Source organism: Amphibiibacter pelophylacis (assembly GCF_037688875.1).
GTDB lineage: Bacteria > Pseudomonadota > Gammaproteobacteria > Burkholderiales > Burkholderiaceae_C > Amphibiibacter > Amphibiibacter pelophylacis.
This window is the reverse complement of sequence record NZ_JAWDIE010000007.1, coordinates 67726-86078: the sequence shown is the minus strand read 5'-3', so window position 1 is coordinate 86078 and position 18353 is coordinate 67726. Positions and strand designations below refer to the sequence as shown.

The 18353-nt window shown below is 66.8% G+C and carries 13 protein-coding genes, 1 tRNA gene and 1 other RNA gene; 9 read left to right on the top strand and 6 right to left on the bottom strand.

The genetic code is table 11. The annotated features are described in order from the left end of the window. Genes RV045_RS06045 through RV045_RS06035 form a run of 3 tightly spaced genes read right to left on the bottom strand, consistent with a single transcriptional unit; the run spans position 1 to position 6439 of the window. Positions 1-3738, bottom strand: coding sequence for a nitrate reductase subunit alpha (locus RV045_RS06045; protein WP_423234873.1), 3738 nt, complete (start codon positions 3736-3738; stop codon positions 1-3). A 17-nt stretch (positions 3739-3755) separates the two neighbouring features. After that, positions 3756-5138: a NarK family nitrate/nitrite MFS transporter gene (locus RV045_RS06040; protein WP_423234872.1), complete on the bottom strand. Its 1383-nt coding sequence runs from the start codon at positions 5136-5138 to the stop codon at positions 3756-3758. A 50-nt stretch (positions 5139-5188) separates the two neighbouring features. After that, positions 5189-6439, bottom strand: a complete 1251-nt coding sequence (locus tag RV045_RS06035) for an MFS transporter (protein WP_423234871.1) — start codon at positions 6437-6439, stop codon at positions 5189-5191. 231 nt (positions 6440-6670) lie between these two features. Between RV045_RS06035 and RV045_RS06030 the strand changes: the two genes are divergently transcribed. From RV045_RS06030 to tldD, 4 genes are read left to right on the top strand one after another with little or no spacing between them, the layout of a single operon-like run. Next, complete coding sequence (locus RV045_RS06030) at positions 6671-6970, top strand: hypothetical protein (RefSeq protein ID WP_423234870.1); 300 nt, start codon at positions 6671-6673, stop codon at positions 6968-6970. Beyond that, positions 6967-7650, top strand: coding sequence for a nucleotidyl transferase AbiEii/AbiGii toxin family protein (locus tag RV045_RS06025; RefSeq protein ID WP_423234869.1), 684 nt, complete (start codon positions 6967-6969; stop codon positions 7648-7650). Before RV045_RS06030 ends, RV045_RS06025 begins: the two co-directional genes overlap by 4 nt. A gap of 6 nt (positions 7651-7656) precedes the next feature. After that, the gene (locus RV045_RS06020) at positions 7657-8634 is read left to right on the top strand and encodes a bile acid:sodium symporter family protein (protein ID WP_423234868.1); all 978 of its coding nucleotides are present in this window, start codon (positions 7657-7659) and stop codon (positions 8632-8634) included. Continuing rightward, positions 8631-10094 carry a metalloprotease TldD gene (gene tldD, locus RV045_RS06015; RefSeq protein WP_423234867.1) on the top strand — a complete coding sequence of 488 codons (1464 nt, stop codon included), beginning with the start codon at positions 8631-8633 and terminating at the stop codon, positions 10092-10094. Before RV045_RS06020 ends, tldD begins: the two co-directional genes overlap by 4 nt. A 105-nt stretch (positions 10095-10199) precedes the next feature. Here the strand turns inward: tldD and RV045_RS06010 are convergent, their stop codons facing one another. The 3 genes from RV045_RS06010 to RV045_RS06000 all read right to left on the bottom strand — a co-directional run bounded on the left by RV045_RS06010 (position 10200) and on the right by RV045_RS06000 (position 15262). Next, a complete protein-coding gene (locus tag RV045_RS06010) occupies positions 10200-13319 on the bottom strand; it encodes a hypothetical protein (protein ID WP_423234866.1) in 3120 nt (1039 codons plus the stop codon). Positions 13320-13381: 62 nt separating this feature from the next. Continuing rightward, a complete protein-coding gene (locus tag RV045_RS06005) occupies positions 13382-14185 on the bottom strand; it encodes a hypothetical protein (protein WP_423234865.1) in 804 nt (267 codons plus the stop codon). Positions 14186-14242: 57 nt separating this feature from the next. Beyond that, positions 14243-15262 carry an asparaginase gene (locus tag RV045_RS06000; RefSeq protein WP_423234864.1) on the bottom strand — a complete coding sequence of 340 codons (1020 nt, stop codon included), beginning with the start codon at positions 15260-15262 and terminating at the stop codon, positions 14243-14245. 71 nt (positions 15263-15333) lie between these two features. Here RV045_RS06000 and ffs point away from each other — a divergent pair. From ffs to nusA, 5 genes are all read left to right on the top strand, one after another. Further along, an RNA gene (gene ffs, locus RV045_RS05995) (signal recognition particle sRNA small type) lies at positions 15334-15430 on the top strand. 86 nt (positions 15431-15516) lie between these two features. Continuing rightward, complete coding sequence (locus tag RV045_RS05990; RefSeq protein WP_423234863.1) at positions 15517-15738, top strand: cold-shock protein; 222 nt, start codon at positions 15517-15519, stop codon at positions 15736-15738. 104 nt (positions 15739-15842) lie between these two features. Beyond that, positions 15843-15919 (top strand) — tRNA-Val (locus RV045_RS05985). An 89-nt stretch (positions 15920-16008) separates the two neighbouring features. Continuing rightward, complete coding sequence (locus tag RV045_RS05980; protein WP_423234862.1) at positions 16009-16743, top strand: LSm family protein; 735 nt, start codon at positions 16009-16011, stop codon at positions 16741-16743. Positions 16744-16820: 77 nt separating this feature from the next. Further along, entirely contained in the window at positions 16821-18299 is a 1479-nt protein-coding gene (nusA, locus tag RV045_RS05975) for a transcription termination factor NusA (protein WP_423234861.1), read from the top strand. Positions 18300-18353 lie beyond the last annotated feature (54 nt).

The following is an 18353-nucleotide window of genomic DNA, read 5'->3' as shown; positions in this document are numbered from 1 at the left end:
TCATTGAGCGACTCCTTCTTCGTTCGGGACCAGCGGTCCTTCCATCCAGTCCACCTTGCGCATCTTGCGCAGCACCACCAGTTCGTCCCGGTTGCTGCCCACGGTGCCGTAGTAGTTGAAGCCCCAGGCCTGCTGGGCGTAGCCCCCGATCATGTGGGTGGGTTTGAGCACGGTGCGTGTCACCGAGTTGTGGATGCCGCCGCGCTTGCCGCTGGTCTCGGCGCCCGGCACGTTGACGATTTTTTCCTGCGCGTGATACATCAGGCACACCCCGTCCGGGATGCGCTGGCTGACGACCACCCGCGCGGTCAGCGTGCCGTTGCTGTTGAAGACCTCGATCCAGTCGTTGTCAACGAGTCCGCCCTTGCGTGCGTCGGTTTCGGAGATCCACACGTGCGGGCCGCCACGGCTCAGCGTGAGCATGCGCAGGTTGTCCGAATAGGTGCTGTGGATGCCCCACTTCTGGTGCGGCGTCAGGATGTTGAGCACCAGCTCCTTCTCGCCATTGCTCTTCTTGCCCAGCACCGGCGCGATGGTGCGCGTGTCGATGGCGGGGCGGTAGACGCAGAAGCCTTCGCCGAAATCCAGCATCCAGCGGTGGTCCTGGTAGAACTGCTGGCGGCCGGTCAGGGTGCGCCAGGGGATGAGCTCATGCACGTTGGTGTAACCGGCGTTGTAGCTGACCTCTTCGCTCTCCAGCCCCGACCAGGTCGGCGCGGAGATGATCTTGCGCGGCTGCGCCTGCACGTCGCGGAAGCGGATCTTGTCGTGCTCGCGGCCCACGGCCAGGTGGCTGTGGTCGCGGCCGGTGATTCTGGACAGCGCCTCCCAGGCCTTGACGGCCACATGCCCGTTGGTTTCCGGCGCGAAGGTCAGGATCATTTCCGCCGCGTCGATGGCGGTGTCCAGGCGCGGACGGCCCTGGCTGACGCCGGCGTCGGCCACGGTGCGCGTCAGGCCCGCGATCTCCTTCACCTCGTGTTCGGTGTTCCAGTTGATGCCTTTGCCGCCGTTGCCGAGTTTCTCCATCAGCGGGCCGATGGAGGTGAACTTGCGGTAAATGTCGGCGTAATTGCGCTCGACCACCGTCATGTTGGGCGCGGTTTTGCCCGGGATCAGATCGCACTCGCCGCGCTTCCAGTCCTTGGGTTCCAGCGCCTGGCCCAGCTCTCCGGGGGTGTCGTGCATCAGCGGGGTCAGCACGATGTCCTTGCGCGTGCCCAGCAGCGGCCCGCCGATCTCGGTGAACTTCTTCGCCAGCAGCTTGTAGATTTCCCAGTCGGTCTTGCTTTCCCACAGCGGCTGGACGGCCTCGCTCAGCGGGTGGATGAAGGGGTGCATGTCGCTGGTGTTGAGATCGTCCTTCTCGTACCAGGTGGCTGTGGGGAGGACGATGTCGGCATAGAGGCAGGTGGTGCTCATGCGGAAATCCAGCACGGTGAGCAGATCCAGCTTGCCCTGCGCGGCCTCTTCGTGCCAGACGACTTCGCTGGGACGCACGGCGTCGGCGGGGTCGTCAAACAGCGCGTTCTGCGTGCCCAGCAGGTACTTCAGGAAGTACTCGTGGCCCTTGCCCGAACTGCCCAGGATATTGGAGCGCCACACGAACATGTTGCGCGGGAAGTTGGCGGGGTTGTCCGGATCGTCGCAGCTCATGCGCAGATCGCCCGACTTCAGGCCGCGCGTGACGTAATCCACCGGGTTGACGCCAGCGGCCTCGGCGGCGGCGGTCAGCTCCAGCGGGTTGGTCTGCAGCTGGGGCGCGGAGGGCAGCCAGCCCATGCGCTCGGACTGCGCGTTCAGATCGATCAGGCTCATGCCCTGGTGGCGCGAGGCCGGGGCGGTGGGCGACATGATCTCGTTCACATGCAGCTTTTCGTGGCGCCACTGGCTGGTGTGCGCATAGAAGAAGCTCGTGCCGTTCATCTGGCGCGGCGGGCGCTGCCAGTCCAGCGCGAAGGCCAGCGGCGCCCAGCCGAACTGCGGGCGCAGCTTTTCCTGGCCCACGTAGTGCGCCCAGCCGCCGCCGCTCTGGCCGACGCAGCCGCACATCATCAGCAGGTTGATGATGCCGCGGTAGGTCATGTCCATGTGGTACCAGTGGTTCAGCGCCGCGCCGACGATGACCATGCTCTTGCCGTGCGTGTCGTGCGCGTTCTGGGCGAACTCGCGCGCCACCTGCACCACCAGCGCGGATTTGACGCCGGTGTGCTTTTCCTGCCAGCCGGGCGTGTAGGGCACGTCGTCGTCGTAGCTGACGGGCACGTTGTCGCCGCCCAGGCCGCGGTTGACGCCGTAGTTGGCCATCTGCAGGTCGTACACGGTGGCGACCAGTGCGCTGCTGCCATCGGCCAGCGTCAGGCGCCGGGCGGGCACGCGGCGGCGCAGGATGTCGCCGTGCTCGCCGCCGAAGTAGGGCATGCCGACTTCGACCACCTCGTGCGCGTCATCCAGCAGCGTGAGCCGGGGACGCACGGTGCGGCCCGAGCCGCCGTCTTTCATCTCCAGGTTCCAGCGGCCGACTTTCTCGCCGCCCGCGTGCGCGGCCTCGCCCCAGCGGAAGCCCACCGTGCCGTTGGGCGCGACCAGCTCGCCGGTCAGCTCGTCGATCTGCAGCGTTTTCCAGTCGGGGTTGTTGGCCTCGCCGTGGTCACCGGCCAGGTGGGAGGCGCGCAGGAAGTGGTCAGGCACCAGCGTGCCGTCGCTGTCGCGCAGCAGCACCAGCATGGGCATGTCGGTGTACTGGCGCGCGTAATCGGCGAAGTAATCGGATTTCTGACCGTGGTGGAACTCGGTCATCACCACATGGCCCATGGCCAGCGCCAGCGCGGCGTCGGTGCCCTGCTTGGGCGCCATCCAGATGTCGCCAAACTTGGCCATTTCGCCAAAGTCGGACGACACGGCCACCGTCTTGGTGCCCTTGTAGCGCACCTCGGTGTAGAAGTGGGCGTCGGGCGTGCGCGTCATGGGCACGTTGCTGCCCCAGACCATCAGGTAGGTCGAGTTGTACCAGTCGGCCGATTCAGGCACGTCGGTCTGCTCGCCCCAGATCTGCGGGCTGGCCGGGGGCAGGTCGCAGTACCAGTCGTAGAAGGACAGGCAGGCGCCGCCCAGCAGGCTGAGGTAGCGGCTGCCAGCGGCGTAGCTGACCATGCTCATGGCCGGAATCGGCGAAAAGCCCAGAATGCGGTCCGGCCCGAACTTCTGGATGGTCATCGCGTTGGCGGCGGCGATGATCTCGGTGACGGTGTCCCAGTCGGCGCGCACAAAGCCGCCCTGGCCGCGCACGCTCTTGTAGCGCGCGGCTTTTTCGGGGTTCTGGCTGATGGCCTCCCAGGCGGCGACCGGGTCCAGCGTGCGGCGCGCTTCACGCCACAGCGCCATCAGGCGGCCGCGCACCATGGGGTACTTGACGCGCTGCGCCGAGTACACATACCAGCTGTAAGAGGCGCCCCGCGGGCAGCCGCGCGGTTCGTGGTTGGGCAGATCGGGGCGGGTGCGCGGGTAATCGGTCTGCTGGGTTTCCCAGGTGATCAGGCCGTTCTTGACGTAGACCTTCCAGCTGCACGAGCCCGTGCAGTTCACGCCGTGGGTCGAGCGCACGATCTTGTCGTGCTGCCAGCGGCTGCGGTAGGCGTTTTCCCAGGTGCGGTCTTCGTCCACCACCGCGCCGTGGCCGTCGGAGAAGGTGGATTTGACCCTGGACATGAATTTCAGCCGGTCGAGAAAGTGGCTCATGGTGTTTTCCTTCGCTTTCAGCAGGGCATGGGGGCATTGCGGCGGGCGTAAAACCAGCCGGTGATGGCGATGCAGGTGATGTAAAAGCCGATGAAGAGCAGCAGCGCGCCCATCGGGCTGCCGGTCATCTCGATCGAGGTGCCGAACGATTTCGGGATGAAGAAGCCGCCGTAGGCGCCAATGGCCCCCGAGAAGCCCAGCACGGCGGCGGCCTCGCGGCTGGCGTCCTGCACGGCCAGCTTCTGGGCGGCTTCGCCTTTGCCTTTGGCGGCGCGCTGGTGCTGGGTCAGGAAAATGACCGGGATCATGCGGAAGGTCGAACCGTTGCCGATGCCGGTCAGCGCGAACAGCACGATGAACATGCCCAGGAAGCCGTAGAAGTTGCCGCCCGTTCCGCCGGAGGGCAGGAAGGCGATCACGCCAACCACCGCCAGCGACATGCCGATGAAGGTCCACAGCGTCACGCGCGCGCCGCCCAGGCGGTCAGAGATCCAGCCGCCCACGGGCCGCGTCAGCGCGCCGACAAAAGGCCCCAGGAAGGCGTAGGCCGTGGGGTTGATGCCGGGGAACTGCGACTGCGTCAGCAGCGCCAGACCGGCCGAGAAGCCGATGAAAGAGCCAAACGTGCCCACGTACAGCCAGCACATCAGCCAGTTGTGCGCGCGGCGGAAAATCACCGCCTGGTCGGCGAAAGACGCCTTGGCGTCGGCGATGTCATTCATGCCAAACCAGGACGCCAGCGCCGACACGATGATGAAGGGCACCCAGACGAAACCGGCGTTCTGCAGCCACATCGTGCGCTCGACGCCGTCCTTGACGCTGACATGGCCCTCGCCGAAGGCCGCGCCCAGGCTCATGGCGATCACCACGGGCACCACAAACTGCACCACGCTCACGCCCAGGTTGCCGATGCCTGCGTTCATGCCCGTGGCGTAGCCCTTGCTGGCCTTGGGGTAGAAGAAGCTGATGTTGGCCATGCTGGAGCTGAAGTTGCCCCCGCCCAGGCCGCACAGCAGCGCCAGGATGAGCAGCGTGGGGTAGCTGGTGCTGGGGTCGCGCAGCGCAAAGCCCATGCCCAGCGCCGGGATCAGCAGGCTGGCGGTGGACAGCGCCGTCCAGCGCCGTCCGCCAAAAATCGGCACCAGGAAGCTGTAGAAAATACGCAGCGTGGCGCCCGAGAGTGCGGGCAGGGCGGTCAGCCAGAATTTCTGGTTTTTGGACAGCTCGAACCCGGCGGCGTCCAGGTTGACGACGACCACGCTCCACAGCATCCAGACGATGAAGGCCAGCATCAGCGCCGGGATCGAGAGCCACAGGTTGCGGCTGGCGACGCGCGCGCCGCTTTCCTTCCAGAAAGCGGGATTTTCGGGCTCCCAGCGGGTGAGAACGGGTGAGGACATAACAGCTCCGGGTCAGACAGGATCAGGGTTCAGAAAAATGCGGTTCGGGTTCAGGCGGACTGGGACGCTTTGTCACGGAAGCTGAAGTGCATCCAGATCAGGCTGATGCAGACGGTGCCGTACATCAGCATGAAACAGCTGGAGCGGATGCCCGTCAGGTCCAGCGCGATGCCAAACAGGATGGGCAGCAGGAAGCCGCCCAGGCCCCCGGCCAGGCCGACCACGCCGGAGACGGCGCCGATGTTGTCGCTGAAGTCGTTGGCGATGAACTTGAACACCGAGGCTTTGCCGATGGCCGTGGCGATGCCCACGACGAAAAGCAGCGCGGTGAACATCCAGGGGTTCAGGCCGATGTCAAAGCTGCGCGGGCCGTTTTCGGTCAGCACGGTGAAGTGCGTCTGCGGGTAGCTCAGGATGAAGAGGCAGACCCAGCACACCCACATCACCCACCAGGTGGTTTTGTAGGCGCCGTACTTGTCCGAGACCCAGCCGCCCACGGCGCGCAGCACGCCGCCGGGCAGCGAGAAGCAGGCCGCCAGCAGCGCGGCCAGCTTGATGTCGAAGCCGTATTCGCCGATGTAGTACTGCGTCATCCACAGCGCCAGCGCCACGTAGCCGCCAAACACCACCGAGTAGTACTGGCAGTAGCGCCACACGCGCGGGTCGCGCAGCAGGCGCATCTGCTCGCGCAGGCTGGCGCTCTGGGTCACCAGGTGCTCGGGGCGGCTGGAGGTGCACAGCCAGAACAGCACGGCCGTCACGGCCATCACCACGGCGTAGACCTTGGGCACGATGGTCCAGGTGCCCGCGCCAGCGATCAGGGCCGGAGCGACGAACTTGGTCAGTGCCGAGCCCGAATTGCCCGCGCCGAAAATGCCCATGGCCAGACCCTGGCGCTCGCGGCTGAACCAGCGCGCCACGTAGGGCGTGCCCACCGAGAACGATCCCCCGGCCAGTCCCACGAACAGCGCCAGCACCAGAAAGTGCCAGTACTGGGTGGCGTAGCTCATCAGCCAGATCGGCACGACGCAGGCCAGCATCAGCAGCGCGAACACCGGGCGGCCGCCGTAGCGGTCGGTCCAGATGCCCAGCGGCACGCGCACCAGCGCGCCGGTCAGCACCGGCATGGCCGCCAGCAGGCCGAACTGGGTGTCGTTCAGGCCCAGCTGCTTCTTGATGGGAATGCCCAGCACGGCAAACATCATCCAGACGGCGAAGCACAGGGTGAAGGCCACGGTGCTGGCGACCAGAACCGAATTGGCCTGGCGGGACGAGGGGGGTGATGCGGCGGCGGCAGGCATGATGTCGGGCGGATGAAGGGGTGAAAATCCCCGGGCCGGAACGGGCCCCAGGGTCATCCGGCACTGTAGGCGGCAGGGCCCGCGCCGTGAATTCGCCAGCGGGAGGGTGGCGGGAGGCCAGAAGAACTAGTTCTTCTGGGGGAGGGGCGGGTCATGCGGGTTGTCGCCCTGTCCCTGATGCCGTAAGATTTCTGAGCCTTAAACCCTCAAACTGTCAGGGCCCATATCCCCATGATTCAGATCAGTCTGGAGCATTTGAAACCATTGGCGCATAAATACATCTGGTGGAAATCGCCCGAAGAAGCTGTGACTATGCCTGAGCGGGTGATTGCCCAGGTGATGAATATCGGGGATTACTCCGATGTCCAGTTACTGGCCTCACAGGTGGGCGACGATGCCCTGCGCGACATCCTGATAAATGCACAAGCCGGCCAGTTCAATGAGCGCTCCTGGGCATATTGGCACTACCGGCTGGGGCTGGCCATTGCCGACGATGATGTCCCCGCCTTGCCAGTGCGGCGGTTTGCATGACAGGGCGGTTTAAACCTTGCTTTGACATACTGCCCGGCGCTCAAAAGCGCCTTTGGCCTGAGCTTGCCAGTGCCCCGAAGATCGGTTTTGTACTGTATGGCGGCACTGCAATTGCACTTCGGCTTGGGCGCCGGGATTCAATCGATTTTGATTTTTTCTCGGCAAACCCATTGAATCGTGATGCCATCCGGGCAGCTTTTCCATTCCTGTCGCAGGCCACGACACTTCAGGATCAGGAAAACGCCTGGGTGGTACAGGTTGCTCCGGGGGATTCAGATCTGGATCGCGTCAAAATCGCCTTCTTCGGCAATATCACCTTTGGCCGTGTCGGTGAGCCTGAATATACCGACGACGGTATTTTGCAGGTGGCTTCTTTTGATGATCTGATGGCGACCAAAGTCAAAGTCGTTCTTCAACGCGCCGAGGCCAAAGATTATCGCGACATTGCCGCCATGATCAATGCCGGGGTCAGTCTGTCACGCGGCCTTGCCAGCGCCCGCGTGATGTTCGGCCTCAACTTTCAGCCCAGTGAGAGCCTGAAGGCGCTGGTCTATTTCAATGATGGTGATCTGAAAACACTGACTTCAGCCGAGAAAAATACCCTCATCGAATCCGTGAAAATGGTGCGTGAGCTCCCGACTGTGGCGCTCGGATCAAAACACCTGACCTGTTCGAACTGAAAATATATGCCGACAATAAATACCCTGAGCGCCTGGATGGGCCGCACTTTTGCCTTGTGGGTGCTGGCTTTCACGGGGCTGGCGCTGCTGGCGCCATCGGCTTTCACCTGGATTGGCCCGTGGATTCCGCTGATGCTGGGCGTGATCATGTTTGGCATGGGGATGACGCTGTCGCTGGGTGATTTCCGCAAGGTGCTGGCCCAGCCGCGCGCCGTGGCGATTGGCGTGGCGGCGCAGTTCATCATCATGCCGGGGCTGGCCTGGGCGCTGGCCACCGGGCTGCGTCTGCCCCCGGAAGTGGCCGTGGGCGTCATCCTGGTCGGCGCCTGTCCGGGCGGAACGGCGTCCAACGTCATCACCTTTCTGGCGCGCGGCGATACGGCGCTGTCGGTGGCGCTGACTTCGGTGACCACGCTGCTGGCGCCGCTTGTCACCCCGGCCCTCATTTACCTGCTGGCCAGCCAGTGGCTGGAGGTGTCGGCCTGGGCCATGTTCATCTCGGTGGTTCAGGTCGTGCTGGTGCCGGTGGTGCTGGGCATGGCGGCCAAGGCGCTGCTGGGCGAGCGCACGCAGCGCATCGAGCAGGCGATGCCGCTGGTGTCGGTGCTGACCATTGTGGCGGTGGTGGCCGCCGTGGTCGCGCTGAGCCGCGCGCGCATTCTGGACAGCGGCCTGCTCATCCTGGGCGTGGTCATGCTGCACAACGGGCTGGGTCTGCTGCTGGGCTATGGCGCGGCGAAGCTGGCCGGGCTGCCTTACCCGTCGCGCAAGACGCTGGCCATCGAGGTGGGCATGCAGAATTCGGGCCTGGGCGTGGCGCTGGCCACGCAGCATTTCACGCCGCTGGCGGCGGTGCCCAGCGCCATTTTCAGCGTCTGGCACAACGTGTCCGGCTCTATCCTGGCCGCATACTGGTCCCGCCGCGCCGGGCTTCCCGCAAAAGGCGTGCAGGCCGCGGATGGCGCTCCTACAATCACCCCATGATCAGCACTGAACCCACCCTGGCGCGACTGGCCGTCGCGCAGCAGCTCCTTCTGGAGCCTCATGGCCTCACCGAAGCCCATCTGCGCGAGGCCTTCTCGCGCATGGCCGCCCACGATGTGGACGACGCCGACCTCTACTTCCAGTACACGCGCAGCGAGGGCTGGAGCCTGGAGGAAGGCATCGTCAAAAGCGGCAGCTTCTCCATTGACCAGGGCGTGGGCGTGCGCGCCCTGTCGGGCGAAAAAACCGCCTTCGCCTACTCTGACGCGCTGACGCCCGACGCCCTGCTGGGCGCCGCCAGCACCGTGCGCAGCATTGCGGCGGCAGGGCAGAGCCGCCGCATCAAGGTCGATGCGCCCCAGATCATCGCGCCCATCCGCGAGCTGTACCGCCCCTTTGACCCCATCGCCTCGCTGGACAGCGCGGCCAAAGTCAGCCTGCTGGAGCGCGCCGAGCGCCTGGCCCGCGCCCGCGATCCGCGCGTGGTGCAGGTCATGGTCGGCCTGGCTGCCGAATACGATGTGGTGATGATCGCCCGCGCCGATGGCACGCGCGCCGCCGATGTGCGCCCGCTGGTGCGCATGTCGGTCACCGTGATCGCCGAGCAGAACGGCCGCCGCGAGGTGGGATCGTCCGGCGGCGGCGGGCGCTACGACCTGCTGTATTTCAACGATGAACTGGTTGCCAGCTACGTCGAGAAGGCCGTCCAGGGTGCGCTGCTCAACCTGGAAGCCCGCCCCGCACCGGCCGGCGAGATGACTGTGGTCCTCGGCCCGGGCTGGCCCGGCGTGCTGCTGCACGAGGCCATCGGCCACGGGCTGGAGGGCGATTTCAACCGCAAGGGCTCCAGCGCCTTCGCGGGCCGCATCGGCGAGCGCGTGGCGGCCAAAGGCGTCACCGTACTGGACGACGGCACGCTGCCCGACCGCCGGGGTTCGCTCAACGTCGATGACGAAGGCTGCGCCAGCCAGCGCAACGTGCTGATCGAGGACGGCATCCTCAAAGGCTACATCCAGGACAGCCTGAACGCGCGTCTGATGAAAGTGGCGCCCACCGGCAACGGCCGCCGCGAAAGCTACGCCCACCTGCCCATGCCGCGCATGACCAACACCTATATGCTGGCCGGGCAGGACGATCCGCAGGCCATCATCGCCAGCCTGGACAAGGGCCTGTATGCCGTCAACTTCGGCGGTGGTCAGGTCGACATCACCAGCGGCAAGTTCGTTTTCTCGGCCAGCGAAGCCTGGTGGGTCGAAGGCGGCAAGCTGCAGTACCCCGTGAAGGGCGCGACGCTGGTGGGCAACGGCCCCGACGTACTGACCCGCGTGTCCATGATAGGCAACGACCTGGAGCTGGACACCGGCGTGGGCGTCTGCGGCAAAGAGGGCCAGAGCGTGCCCGTCGGCGTCGGCCAGCCTACGCTGCGCATCGAAGGCCTGACGGTGGGCGGTACCGCCTGACCCGGCCGCGGCCTCCCCCACAAAAAACCCCGGCACCTTGCGGTGACCGGGGTTTTTTGTGGGCGGCGCGGGGGCGATCCGCGTGCCAGCTTCAGCTTCTTCGGATCAGAACTTCTTGCCGCTGTTGGAGCGCAGCAGGCTGGCGAAATCGTCGGCCGGATCAGCGGGGGCGGGAGCGGCCGCCGCCGGGGTCTGGCTGGCCTTGGCGCCGTCTTCGCTCAGGGCGAGCAGGTCGTCGAAATCGAAGTCCAGATCGTCGCTCTTGGCCGCTGCAGCCGTCGCCGCCGCAGGGGCCGGGGCGGGCGAAGCCACTGCCGGGCTGTCGTCCAGCGCCATGTCGCCCAGCAGGGCGTCGAAATCGACGTCCACCGCCTCGTCGGCAGCCGGTTCGGGCGCACCAGCCGGACTCAGGGCCATGCTGTCGAGCTCGGCCTCCAGATCGGCCAGTACGTCCGGGCTTTCCGCAGCGGGTGCGGGCGCGGCGGCGGGTTCTTCCAGCGCCAGATCGTCCAGATCGAAATCGAGATCCAGGTCGCCCGCGTCCAGCACGTCTTCGGGGGTTTCCGTCTGGGCTGGCGTTGGCGTCGCCGGCAGATCCGGGATGGGCGTGAAATCGGTGATGTCGCCGCCGTGCTCGTCGGGCGGCACGCTTTCAGCGGCGTCCCAAGCCTCGCTGAAGGCGGACAGCAGTTCCTCGTCGCCCTCGGCGGCTCCCTCGAACACCGGCAGGGATTGCGCCTGCTGCGGCGTCTGCGGCCAACCTTCCGGCGCGGGCGGCGCGGCCACCTGGGCCACGCTCAGGTCGGCGGACGGCGCATCGGCGCCGTCATCCAGATCAATGTCCAGGTCATCGCTGCTGGCGTCGTGGGCCGAGTGGGCTGTGGCCTCTTCGCTGGCCTCTGCACCTGATTCGGCTTCGGGTTCCGCGCCAAACAGGCGCTGGAACTCGGCCAGCGGGCTGTCGGCCTGGTCGTCATCGTCCGATCCGGCGGCGGCTTCGGCTGGGGCCGAGGGGCTGGCCAGCGCGGCGGCGGCGCCCGCAGCAGCGGCGGCAGTCGCAGCGGCCGCCATGGCGACTGCGGCGGCTGGAGCGGCGGCAGTCGCCGCCTCGACCGGGCTGCTGGTGGCCCGCGACTGCAGCGCGTCGTCGGCGAAAGGCAGGCTGGCTGCGGGCGAGGTCAGACCGCCCTGTTCGGTCCAGCGCGTGTGCAGCTCGCCGTAGCGCGCCAGAGCGTCGCAGTAAGCGGGCAGCGTCAGGCTGGACAGTTCGGGCGAGGTCGGGAAAAGGATGCCGTCCAGCAGGGCCATGGCCTCCTGCGGCTGCGCGGCAGCGTCTTCCACCGGCTGCAGCAGCTCGGGGTAGGTTTCGAGGCCCGGGCCGTCCAGCACAGGCTGGCCGAAGGCGGGCGCTGCAGCACCAAACAGGCGGCGGTAGCGCTCGCTGACCTGCGCGTACGTGGCTTCGTCGCCCTGGCGCTGCAGCAGCTCCAGCAGGTGGCCGTAGACGATCGGGCAGCGCGCGGCGCGGCCCTTGACCGATTCGCCCAGCAGGGCCACGGCCTTGTCGTCGTCCTCGAAGGCGGCAAAAAACTCGGTCTGCTGCTGCAGATCGACCAGATCGTCGTAGTGGAAGTGCGCGGTCAGCTCGTCGCTGGGCGGCTGGGCCCATTCTTCGTCCAGCAGCAGATCGGCGTTGTCCGGTTCGGGCGCAGCGGCGGCCACGGCCGGTGCAGCGGCGGGCTCATCCAGCTCTTCAAAGAAGCTGGCCGGAGCGGCTTCGGGCGCCGGCGCAACTGCGGGCGTCGGGGGTTCGGGTGCTGCCACGGGCAGGGCGGTCTCGGGTGCGGTCTCCCAGGGCTGCAGCGGCGTTTTGGCGGCGGTGCGGGGTGCCAGAGACTGGGCCGCGTCGCTGCCAGCGTCTTTCGTCTGACCTTTGCGACGGCGCATCACGGCCAGGGCCAGCAGCAGGGCCAGCAGGCCACCGCCTGCGGCCAGAGCCCAGGTCATCCAGCTGCTGTCGTCGCTGGCTGGAGTTCCTGCGCTGGCCGCCGGAGCGCCTGCGCTGCCTGAACCGCCTTGGGCGACCTGGCTGCGCAGATCGCCGACTTCTTTCTCGAGCTGCAGGATGCGCGCCTCGCTGGCGGCGGCGTCCTGGCCGAAGAGGATCTGCTCGCTGGCCTGTCCAGCGGTGGTCGTGGCGTTGGCCGTGGGCTCGACCCACTGGTCGTCCAGCGTCAGGCCGTGCTGGATGTCGTCCAGGCGCAGGCGGTCACCAACCTGCGGCGAGCGGGGCACCCCGGCGGTCAGCGGCAGGGTGTCGTCCAGATCGGCACTGGTGGCAGCCGATGCGGCAGAGGCCGCAGCCAGCGCCCGGCTCGGGCGGCTGGGCGGTGCAGCGGGGCGCTTGCGCGTCACGCTGGCCGTGCTGCGACGGGGCGCCGTGGCGCGGCTTTCGGCGGCGCGGCGCGGGGGCGCTGCACTGGCGCTGCGGCTGGCGCTGGGTACGGCGCGTCCCAGCGCGCGGGCAATGGCTTCGTCGGCCGTGCGCAATTGCGCGGCCAGCAGGGCATCCGGGCTGACGGCCACAGGAGATGGGGTGGACGCTGGCGCATCCAGCACTGACGTGCGTGGCGCTTCCTGCGCACTGCGCTCCGGTGTGGCGGGCGGCACATTGCGGGCGGGCGTCGGCACCTGGGCCAGCGCGGGCAGCTCGGCACTGGGGACGCGCGGCAGGCGCGCCGGGGCAGGCGTCACGGCAGGGGCCGCAGCCGTTGCTGCGCTGGCTTCTGCCTGAGCAATGGTCGTGGCCACAGCCGGAGCCGAAGGCGCCGCTGCAACTGGAGCCGGTGCAGCGACCGCCGGTGCCGCACGGGCGCTGCCCGGCGGATCAGCCAGGGCGACCAGGGTGCGATCAAATGTGGTCGGGCAGCCCAGGCTGATGCGCACATTGACCACGGGCTCCTGCACAGGGCCCAGCGAGCGGATGGTCAGGACATTGCCGGTCACGCTGTGGCTGATGCGCAGTCCGCTGTCGCCTTGGGTGGCGCTGACGCGCACGCAGGACGCATCCAGCGGCAGATCGTTGCCCTGGAGGGGAATCTGCCAGCGCAGTGCGGAGCCGATCTCGGCCTGGGGAGCAAATGCCCCCAGCGTGGCCGCCTGGGCCGGGAAGGCGGCGGCCAGAGCGGCCGTGAGTGCGAGCAGGGGGGGGATTGCTTTGGACATGCCTGATGGGGGACGGTGAAAGGGCCGGGCGGTGTATCCTGGAGCCGAATCTAACATGGCGGTCAGTGTACCGGCTGGGAACCGTGCCCCTGGGGCGGCCGGGGTGCGTCGTCGGTGTCGCCGATGGGCAGGGTGGGCATCTGGCTGGGCATCCACAGCGCCGGGGTGGTGCTGGCGTCCAGATCGCTGCGGCTGTCTGGAGCGGGTGGGGGCGCCAGTCCGACCTGCGCCGCCTGAGCGGTCGCCAGCGTGAACAGTTTCAGCCAGTAATCCAGCGCCGCAGCGGTGGGCGTGGCCAGGCCGGTGCGCAGCGTGAGCTTGCCACGCAGCCCCACCCACACCGCCGGGTGGGTGACCGGGCTGTGCTGCGGGTAGTGCGCGCCCAGCGCGTCGCCCAGGCTGGAATTGAGCCAGTGCACCATCCAGGGCACATGGCTGGCCAGCGCCATCCAGTGCGTGCGCACCTTGGGCACGTCGCTGGCGGGCACTTTGGGGATCATCACCAGCCAGCGCATTTCTTCCGGGGTGTTTAGATCAGCCCGTGTCTGCACGGCGCCGGTGAACTGCTCGAACACCGTCTTTTCCATTTCGGCCGCCAGATGGCGGTTGGCCGCCAGCAGCAGCATTTCGGGGGGCAGGGCGTCGTGGGCGATCAGGCGCAGTTCGGGGCCGGGAATATAAATGCGCCGCGACGGCCCCCACTCCAGGCGCCAGGCGCGGCCCTGGCTTTCGCCTTCGATGACAAAGCCGTCCTGGTCGCGGATGGGTTTGAGCACCGCGTTCTGTGACCGCGCCCACGCGGCCGCTTCGCTCCAGCGGCGGGAGCGGTGAGCGGCTGACAGCAGCTTCTTGAGGGCGGCAAACATGAATGACCCGACGTTGAATTTCAGGAAGTGCGCCGATTATGGGCGCCGCCCGCCGCGTCAGGCCCGTCGAAAAGCCAGCAAAGTCAGGCATAAATCCAGCCGCAGCCGCGCCAGCGACAGGAACTGGCCGCTGTGCTGGGGCGCCGAAAAAGGCGGCTGTCCCGCAGGCACCGGCTGGCCGCGCGTGCAGCGCGACGACGCCCAGACGGTGATGCCTGCCGCGCGGGCGGCCTCGACAGCCGCTTCCCAGCGCTGCGGCACCTGCGCATTGCCCAGCCCGGCCAGCACCAGCCCCTGAACGCCCGCCTGAACCAGCGCCGGAATCAGGCGGGGGTCGGCCTGCGCCGTCGCGTAAATCACCTCCACCCAGGGCCAGGGCGCATCCCGGTCCTGCCGCCAGCGCTGCGCGCCAGCGGCGAGGGTCGCCAGCGCCTGCGCGTGATCCTGCGGACCCGGCTGCAGCGCCGCAGCCGGGTCGCGCAGCCAGCGCACGTGGCTGTTCTCCACCAGCCCCCACGGTCCGGAGTCCACCGATTCGAAGGCGGGCAGGTGGTAGGGGCGGGTTTTGTCCATGTCCAGACCGCGCCAGATCTGCCCGTGCAGTGTCACCCACACCGCCGAGGGCTGCCCTGCCGCGTGGCGCTGTGCCAGGTCAGCCGCCAGCGCCAGCGCGTCCACCAGATGGCCCGGGCCGTCGGCGCCGGGGGCGTCGGCCGGGCGCATCGCGGCGGTCAGCACCACGGGCCGCTGGCCGGGCGCGTGCAGCCGCCACAGCCAGTGGGCGGTTTCTTCCAGGGTGTCGGTGCCGTGGGTGACGACAGCGGCCTGATGCCCGGGGCTGGCGTCCATGGCGTCCAGCAGATCGTGCCAGTGGGAGGCGGTCAGATCCTTGCTGTCGATGGCCGCCACCTGCCGCGCCGTCAGCGCGCAGTGCGCCGGAAAGGGCAGTCCACGCAGCAGTTCGCTGATATCCAGAGCGCCCGCGCGATAACCCACGGTCGCGCCAGGGGCATTGGCCGTACCGGCAATCGTGCCTCCCAAGGCAAAAATACCCAGCTGTAGTGAAGTTTCTGGCACAAAAAACCTTTTGCGGTGTAGCGAAATGGCGAAAACTTGGGTTTGCGCTGCCTTGTCATACAATGATCAGCGACGGGCCTCCTCGCATGGAAGCGTGGTGAACCGGGTCAGGTCGGGAACGAAGCAGCCCCAGCCATTGTGACCAGTGCCGAGATCAGGCTCGTCAACCCCCACGCCGCGCTCTTGCGGCACAGGCAAGCAAGTTTAGGTCGTCCGCTCCTGTCTTGGTTTGCCAGTTTTACACGGAGATAAACATGGCATTCGGAACAGTGAAATGGTTTAACGACACCAAAGGCTTCGGCTTTATTGCGCCTGAGGGCGGTGGCGAAGATGTTTTCGCGCACTTCTCGGCAATCGCCATGGAAGGCTTCAAGACGCTCAAAGAAGGCGCTTACGTCAGTTTTGACATCGCCACCGGCCCGCGTGGCCTGATGGCCCAGAACATCCGTGTGGCGGAAAAGACCCAGACGGTCTGACCACCCCGTCCTGACTGTCGCTTGGCGGCCAGGACACCGGCAGAAAACTCAAGCAGTCGCTGCTGCGTTGCCAAAATTTTCTGCTACAATGCTTGCTTGACCTTAGGCGCGTAGCTCAGCTGGTTAGAGCACCACCTTGACATGGTGGGGGTCGTTGGTTCGAGTCCAATCGCGCCTACCAAACAAGCGGTAGAAAAGGCACTGCGGGGTTGTCCGGAGTGCCTTTTTTTTGGACGATCCGTTTTGGATCATTCGGGTGATACCTTTTTCATGCGTGATACAGACAGCATCCAGCCTCAGCCGGCGCCTTCATCCGGCGGGTGGCGTGCTGCCCTTGAGGCCACCGTCAGCGGCATGGGCTATGACCTGGTCGATGTGCAGTGGGGGCCGCGCGCCACGCTGCAGGTCACGATAGACCGGGTGCCCGGCCACGTTTACCTGACGGGCGAGAGCGAATTCGTGCTGGTCGAGGATTGCGAACGCGTCACCCGCCAGCTTCAGTACGTGCTGGAGGTCGAGAACCTGCAGTATCAACGCCTGGAAGTGTCCTCGCCCGGGCTGGATCGGCCTCTGAACAAGCCGTCTGATTTCGAGCGTTTCACGGGCGAGCGCGTGCGCCTGACGCTGCGCCAGCCTTTTCTGGGGCGCAAGAAGTACGAAGGCGTGCTGTTCCGCCACGATGGCGCGGCGGACGGCCACTGGGCGCTGCTGCTGGACGATGCGGCGTCGAAATCCGGGGGCAAGACTGGCGTGAAATCCGGCGTGAAAGCGGGCGCTGCGGCGGCGGGCGGAAAAGCCCGCAAGAGCAAGGCCAGCAACGCCCGCGCCCGCCAGGCCGAGCCAATGGTGGCGCTGCCGGTGGAAGAAGGCGCACTGGCCGGGACAGAGACTGAGGCAGGCGAGGTGGCGTTGGCGCCACGCTCGCTGGATTTTGAGCTGCACGAGCTGCAGTCGGCGGCCCTGGTGCCGGTGGTGGATTTTCGCGGACGGGGTCGCGGCGACTGAGGCCGCCCCCGCACACACGGATCAAACAGAACAGAGGGCTGCCCCCGGGGCAGACGGGACGGAAGGAACTGGACGGCATGAGTCGCGAAATCTTGTTGTTGGTGGATGTCATATCCAAAGAGAAAAACGTCGAAGCCGATGTGGTCTTCGCGGCGGTTGAGGCTGCGCTGGCCTCGGCCAGCAAGCGCTTTTACGAGGAAGACGTGGACGTGCGTGTGGCGGTGGACCGCGACACCGGCCACTACGAAACCTTCCGCCGCTGGCTGGTCGTGCCCGACGAGGCCGGCCTGCAGGAGCCCGACCGCGAGATGCTGCACTTCGAGGCGCAGGACGAGCGCCCCGGCGTCGAGGTGGGCGAGTACATCGAGCAGGCCATCGAATCCGTGCCCATCGGGCGCATCGGGGCGCAGGCCGCCAAGCAGGTCATCCTGCAGAAGGTGCGCGACGCCGAGCGCGAGCAGCTGCTCAACGACTTCCTGGACCGCAACGAGAAAATTTTCATCGGCACCGTCAAGCGCAGCGACAAGGGCGACATCCTGGTCGAATCCGGCCGCGTCGAAGGCCGTCTGCGCCGCAGCGAAACCATCCCGCGCGAAAACCTGCGCGCCGGTGACCGTCTGCGCGCCCTGCTGATGGGCGTGGAGCAGACTGTGCGCGGCCCGCAGATCATGCTGTCGCGCAGCAGCCCGCAATTCATGATCGAGCTGTTCTCGCAGGAAGTGCCCGAAATCGAGCAGGGCCTGCTGGAAATTAAAAGCTGCGCCCGTGACCCTGGCAGCCGCGCCAAAATTGCTGTGGTGTCCTACGACAAGCGCGTCGATCCCATCGGCACATGCGTGGGCGTGCGCGGGTCGCGTGTCAACGCCGTGACCAACGAACTGGCGGGCGAGCGGGTCGACATCGTGCTGTGGTCGGATGATCCGGCGCAGTTCGTCATCGGCGCGCTGGCCCCGGCCAACGTGCAGTCCATTGTGGTGGACGAAGAAAAACACGCCATGGACGTCGTGGTTGACGAGGAAAACCTGGCCGTGGCCATCGGCCGCAGCGGGCAGAACGTGCGCCTGGCGTCCGAGCTGACCGGCTGGCGCATCAACATCATGAGCGCCGAGGAATCGATGGCCAAGCAGGAGGCCGAAACCGCCGGCATCCGCGACGTGTTCGTCAGCAAGCTGGACGTGGACGAGACGGTCGCCGAGATCCTGATCTCCGAAGGCTTCACCACCCTGGAAGAAGTGGCCTACGTGCCGCTGCAGGAGATGCTGGAGATCGACGGCTTCGACGAAGACACCGTGCACGAACTGCGCAAGCGCGCCAAAGATGTGCTGCTGACGCAGGAGATCGCGCAGGCCGAGCGGGTCAACCAGGCGACGCGCGAGCTCTCCAGCCTGGAGGGCCTGAGCCCCGAAGCGCTGGCCAGCCTGGCCGCCGCCGACGTGGCCACGCTGGACGATTTTGCCGACCTGGCGGTGTTCGAGCTGGTGGAGATCACCGGCATGTCCGAAGAACAGGCGACCGCGCTGATCCTGAAAGCGCGCGAGCACTGGTTCACGACCTGACGGCGGCCGTATGAACAACGACTGAAGCGCCGCAAGGCATTGCAAGAGATACGA

Excerpts from the sequence above, each read along its gene's own strand:
- RV045_RS05980 (WP_423234862.1), top strand. The coding sequence starts at position 16,009 with ATGCGTGATACAGACAGCATCCAGCCTCAGCCGGCGCCTTCATCCGGC.
- RV045_RS06025 (WP_423234869.1), top strand. The coding sequence starts at position 6,967 with ATGACAGGGCGGTTTAAACCTTGCTTTGACATACTGCCCGGCGCTCAA.
- RV045_RS06010 (WP_423234866.1), bottom strand. The coding sequence starts at position 13,319 with ATGTCCAAAGCAATCCCCCCCCTGCTCGCACTCACGGCCGCTCTGGCC.
- RV045_RS06020 (WP_423234868.1), top strand. The coding sequence starts at position 7,657 with ATGCCGACAATAAATACCCTGAGCGCCTGGATGGGCCGCACTTTTGCC.
- nusA (WP_423234861.1), top strand. The coding sequence starts at position 16,821 with ATGAGTCGCGAAATCTTGTTGTTGGTGGATGTCATATCCAAAGAGAAA.
- RV045_RS06030 (WP_423234870.1), top strand. The coding sequence starts at position 6,671 with ATGATTCAGATCAGTCTGGAGCATTTGAAACCATTGGCGCATAAATAC.
- RV045_RS06035 (WP_423234871.1), bottom strand. The coding sequence starts at position 6,439 with ATGCCTGCCGCCGCCGCATCACCCCCCTCGTCCCGCCAGGCCAATTCG.
- RV045_RS06040 (WP_423234872.1), bottom strand. The coding sequence starts at position 5,138 with ATGTCCTCACCCGTTCTCACCCGCTGGGAGCCCGAAAATCCCGCTTTC.
- RV045_RS05990 (WP_423234863.1), top strand. The coding sequence starts at position 15,517 with ATGGCATTCGGAACAGTGAAATGGTTTAACGACACCAAAGGCTTCGGC.
- RV045_RS06005 (WP_423234865.1), bottom strand. The coding sequence starts at position 14,185 with ATGTTTGCCGCCCTCAAGAAGCTGCTGTCAGCCGCTCACCGCTCCCGC.
- tldD (WP_423234867.1), top strand. The coding sequence starts at position 8,631 with ATGATCAGCACTGAACCCACCCTGGCGCGACTGGCCGTCGCGCAGCAG.
- RV045_RS06045 (WP_423234873.1), bottom strand. The coding sequence starts at position 3,738 with ATGAGCCACTTTCTCGACCGGCTGAAATTCATGTCCAGGGTCAAATCC.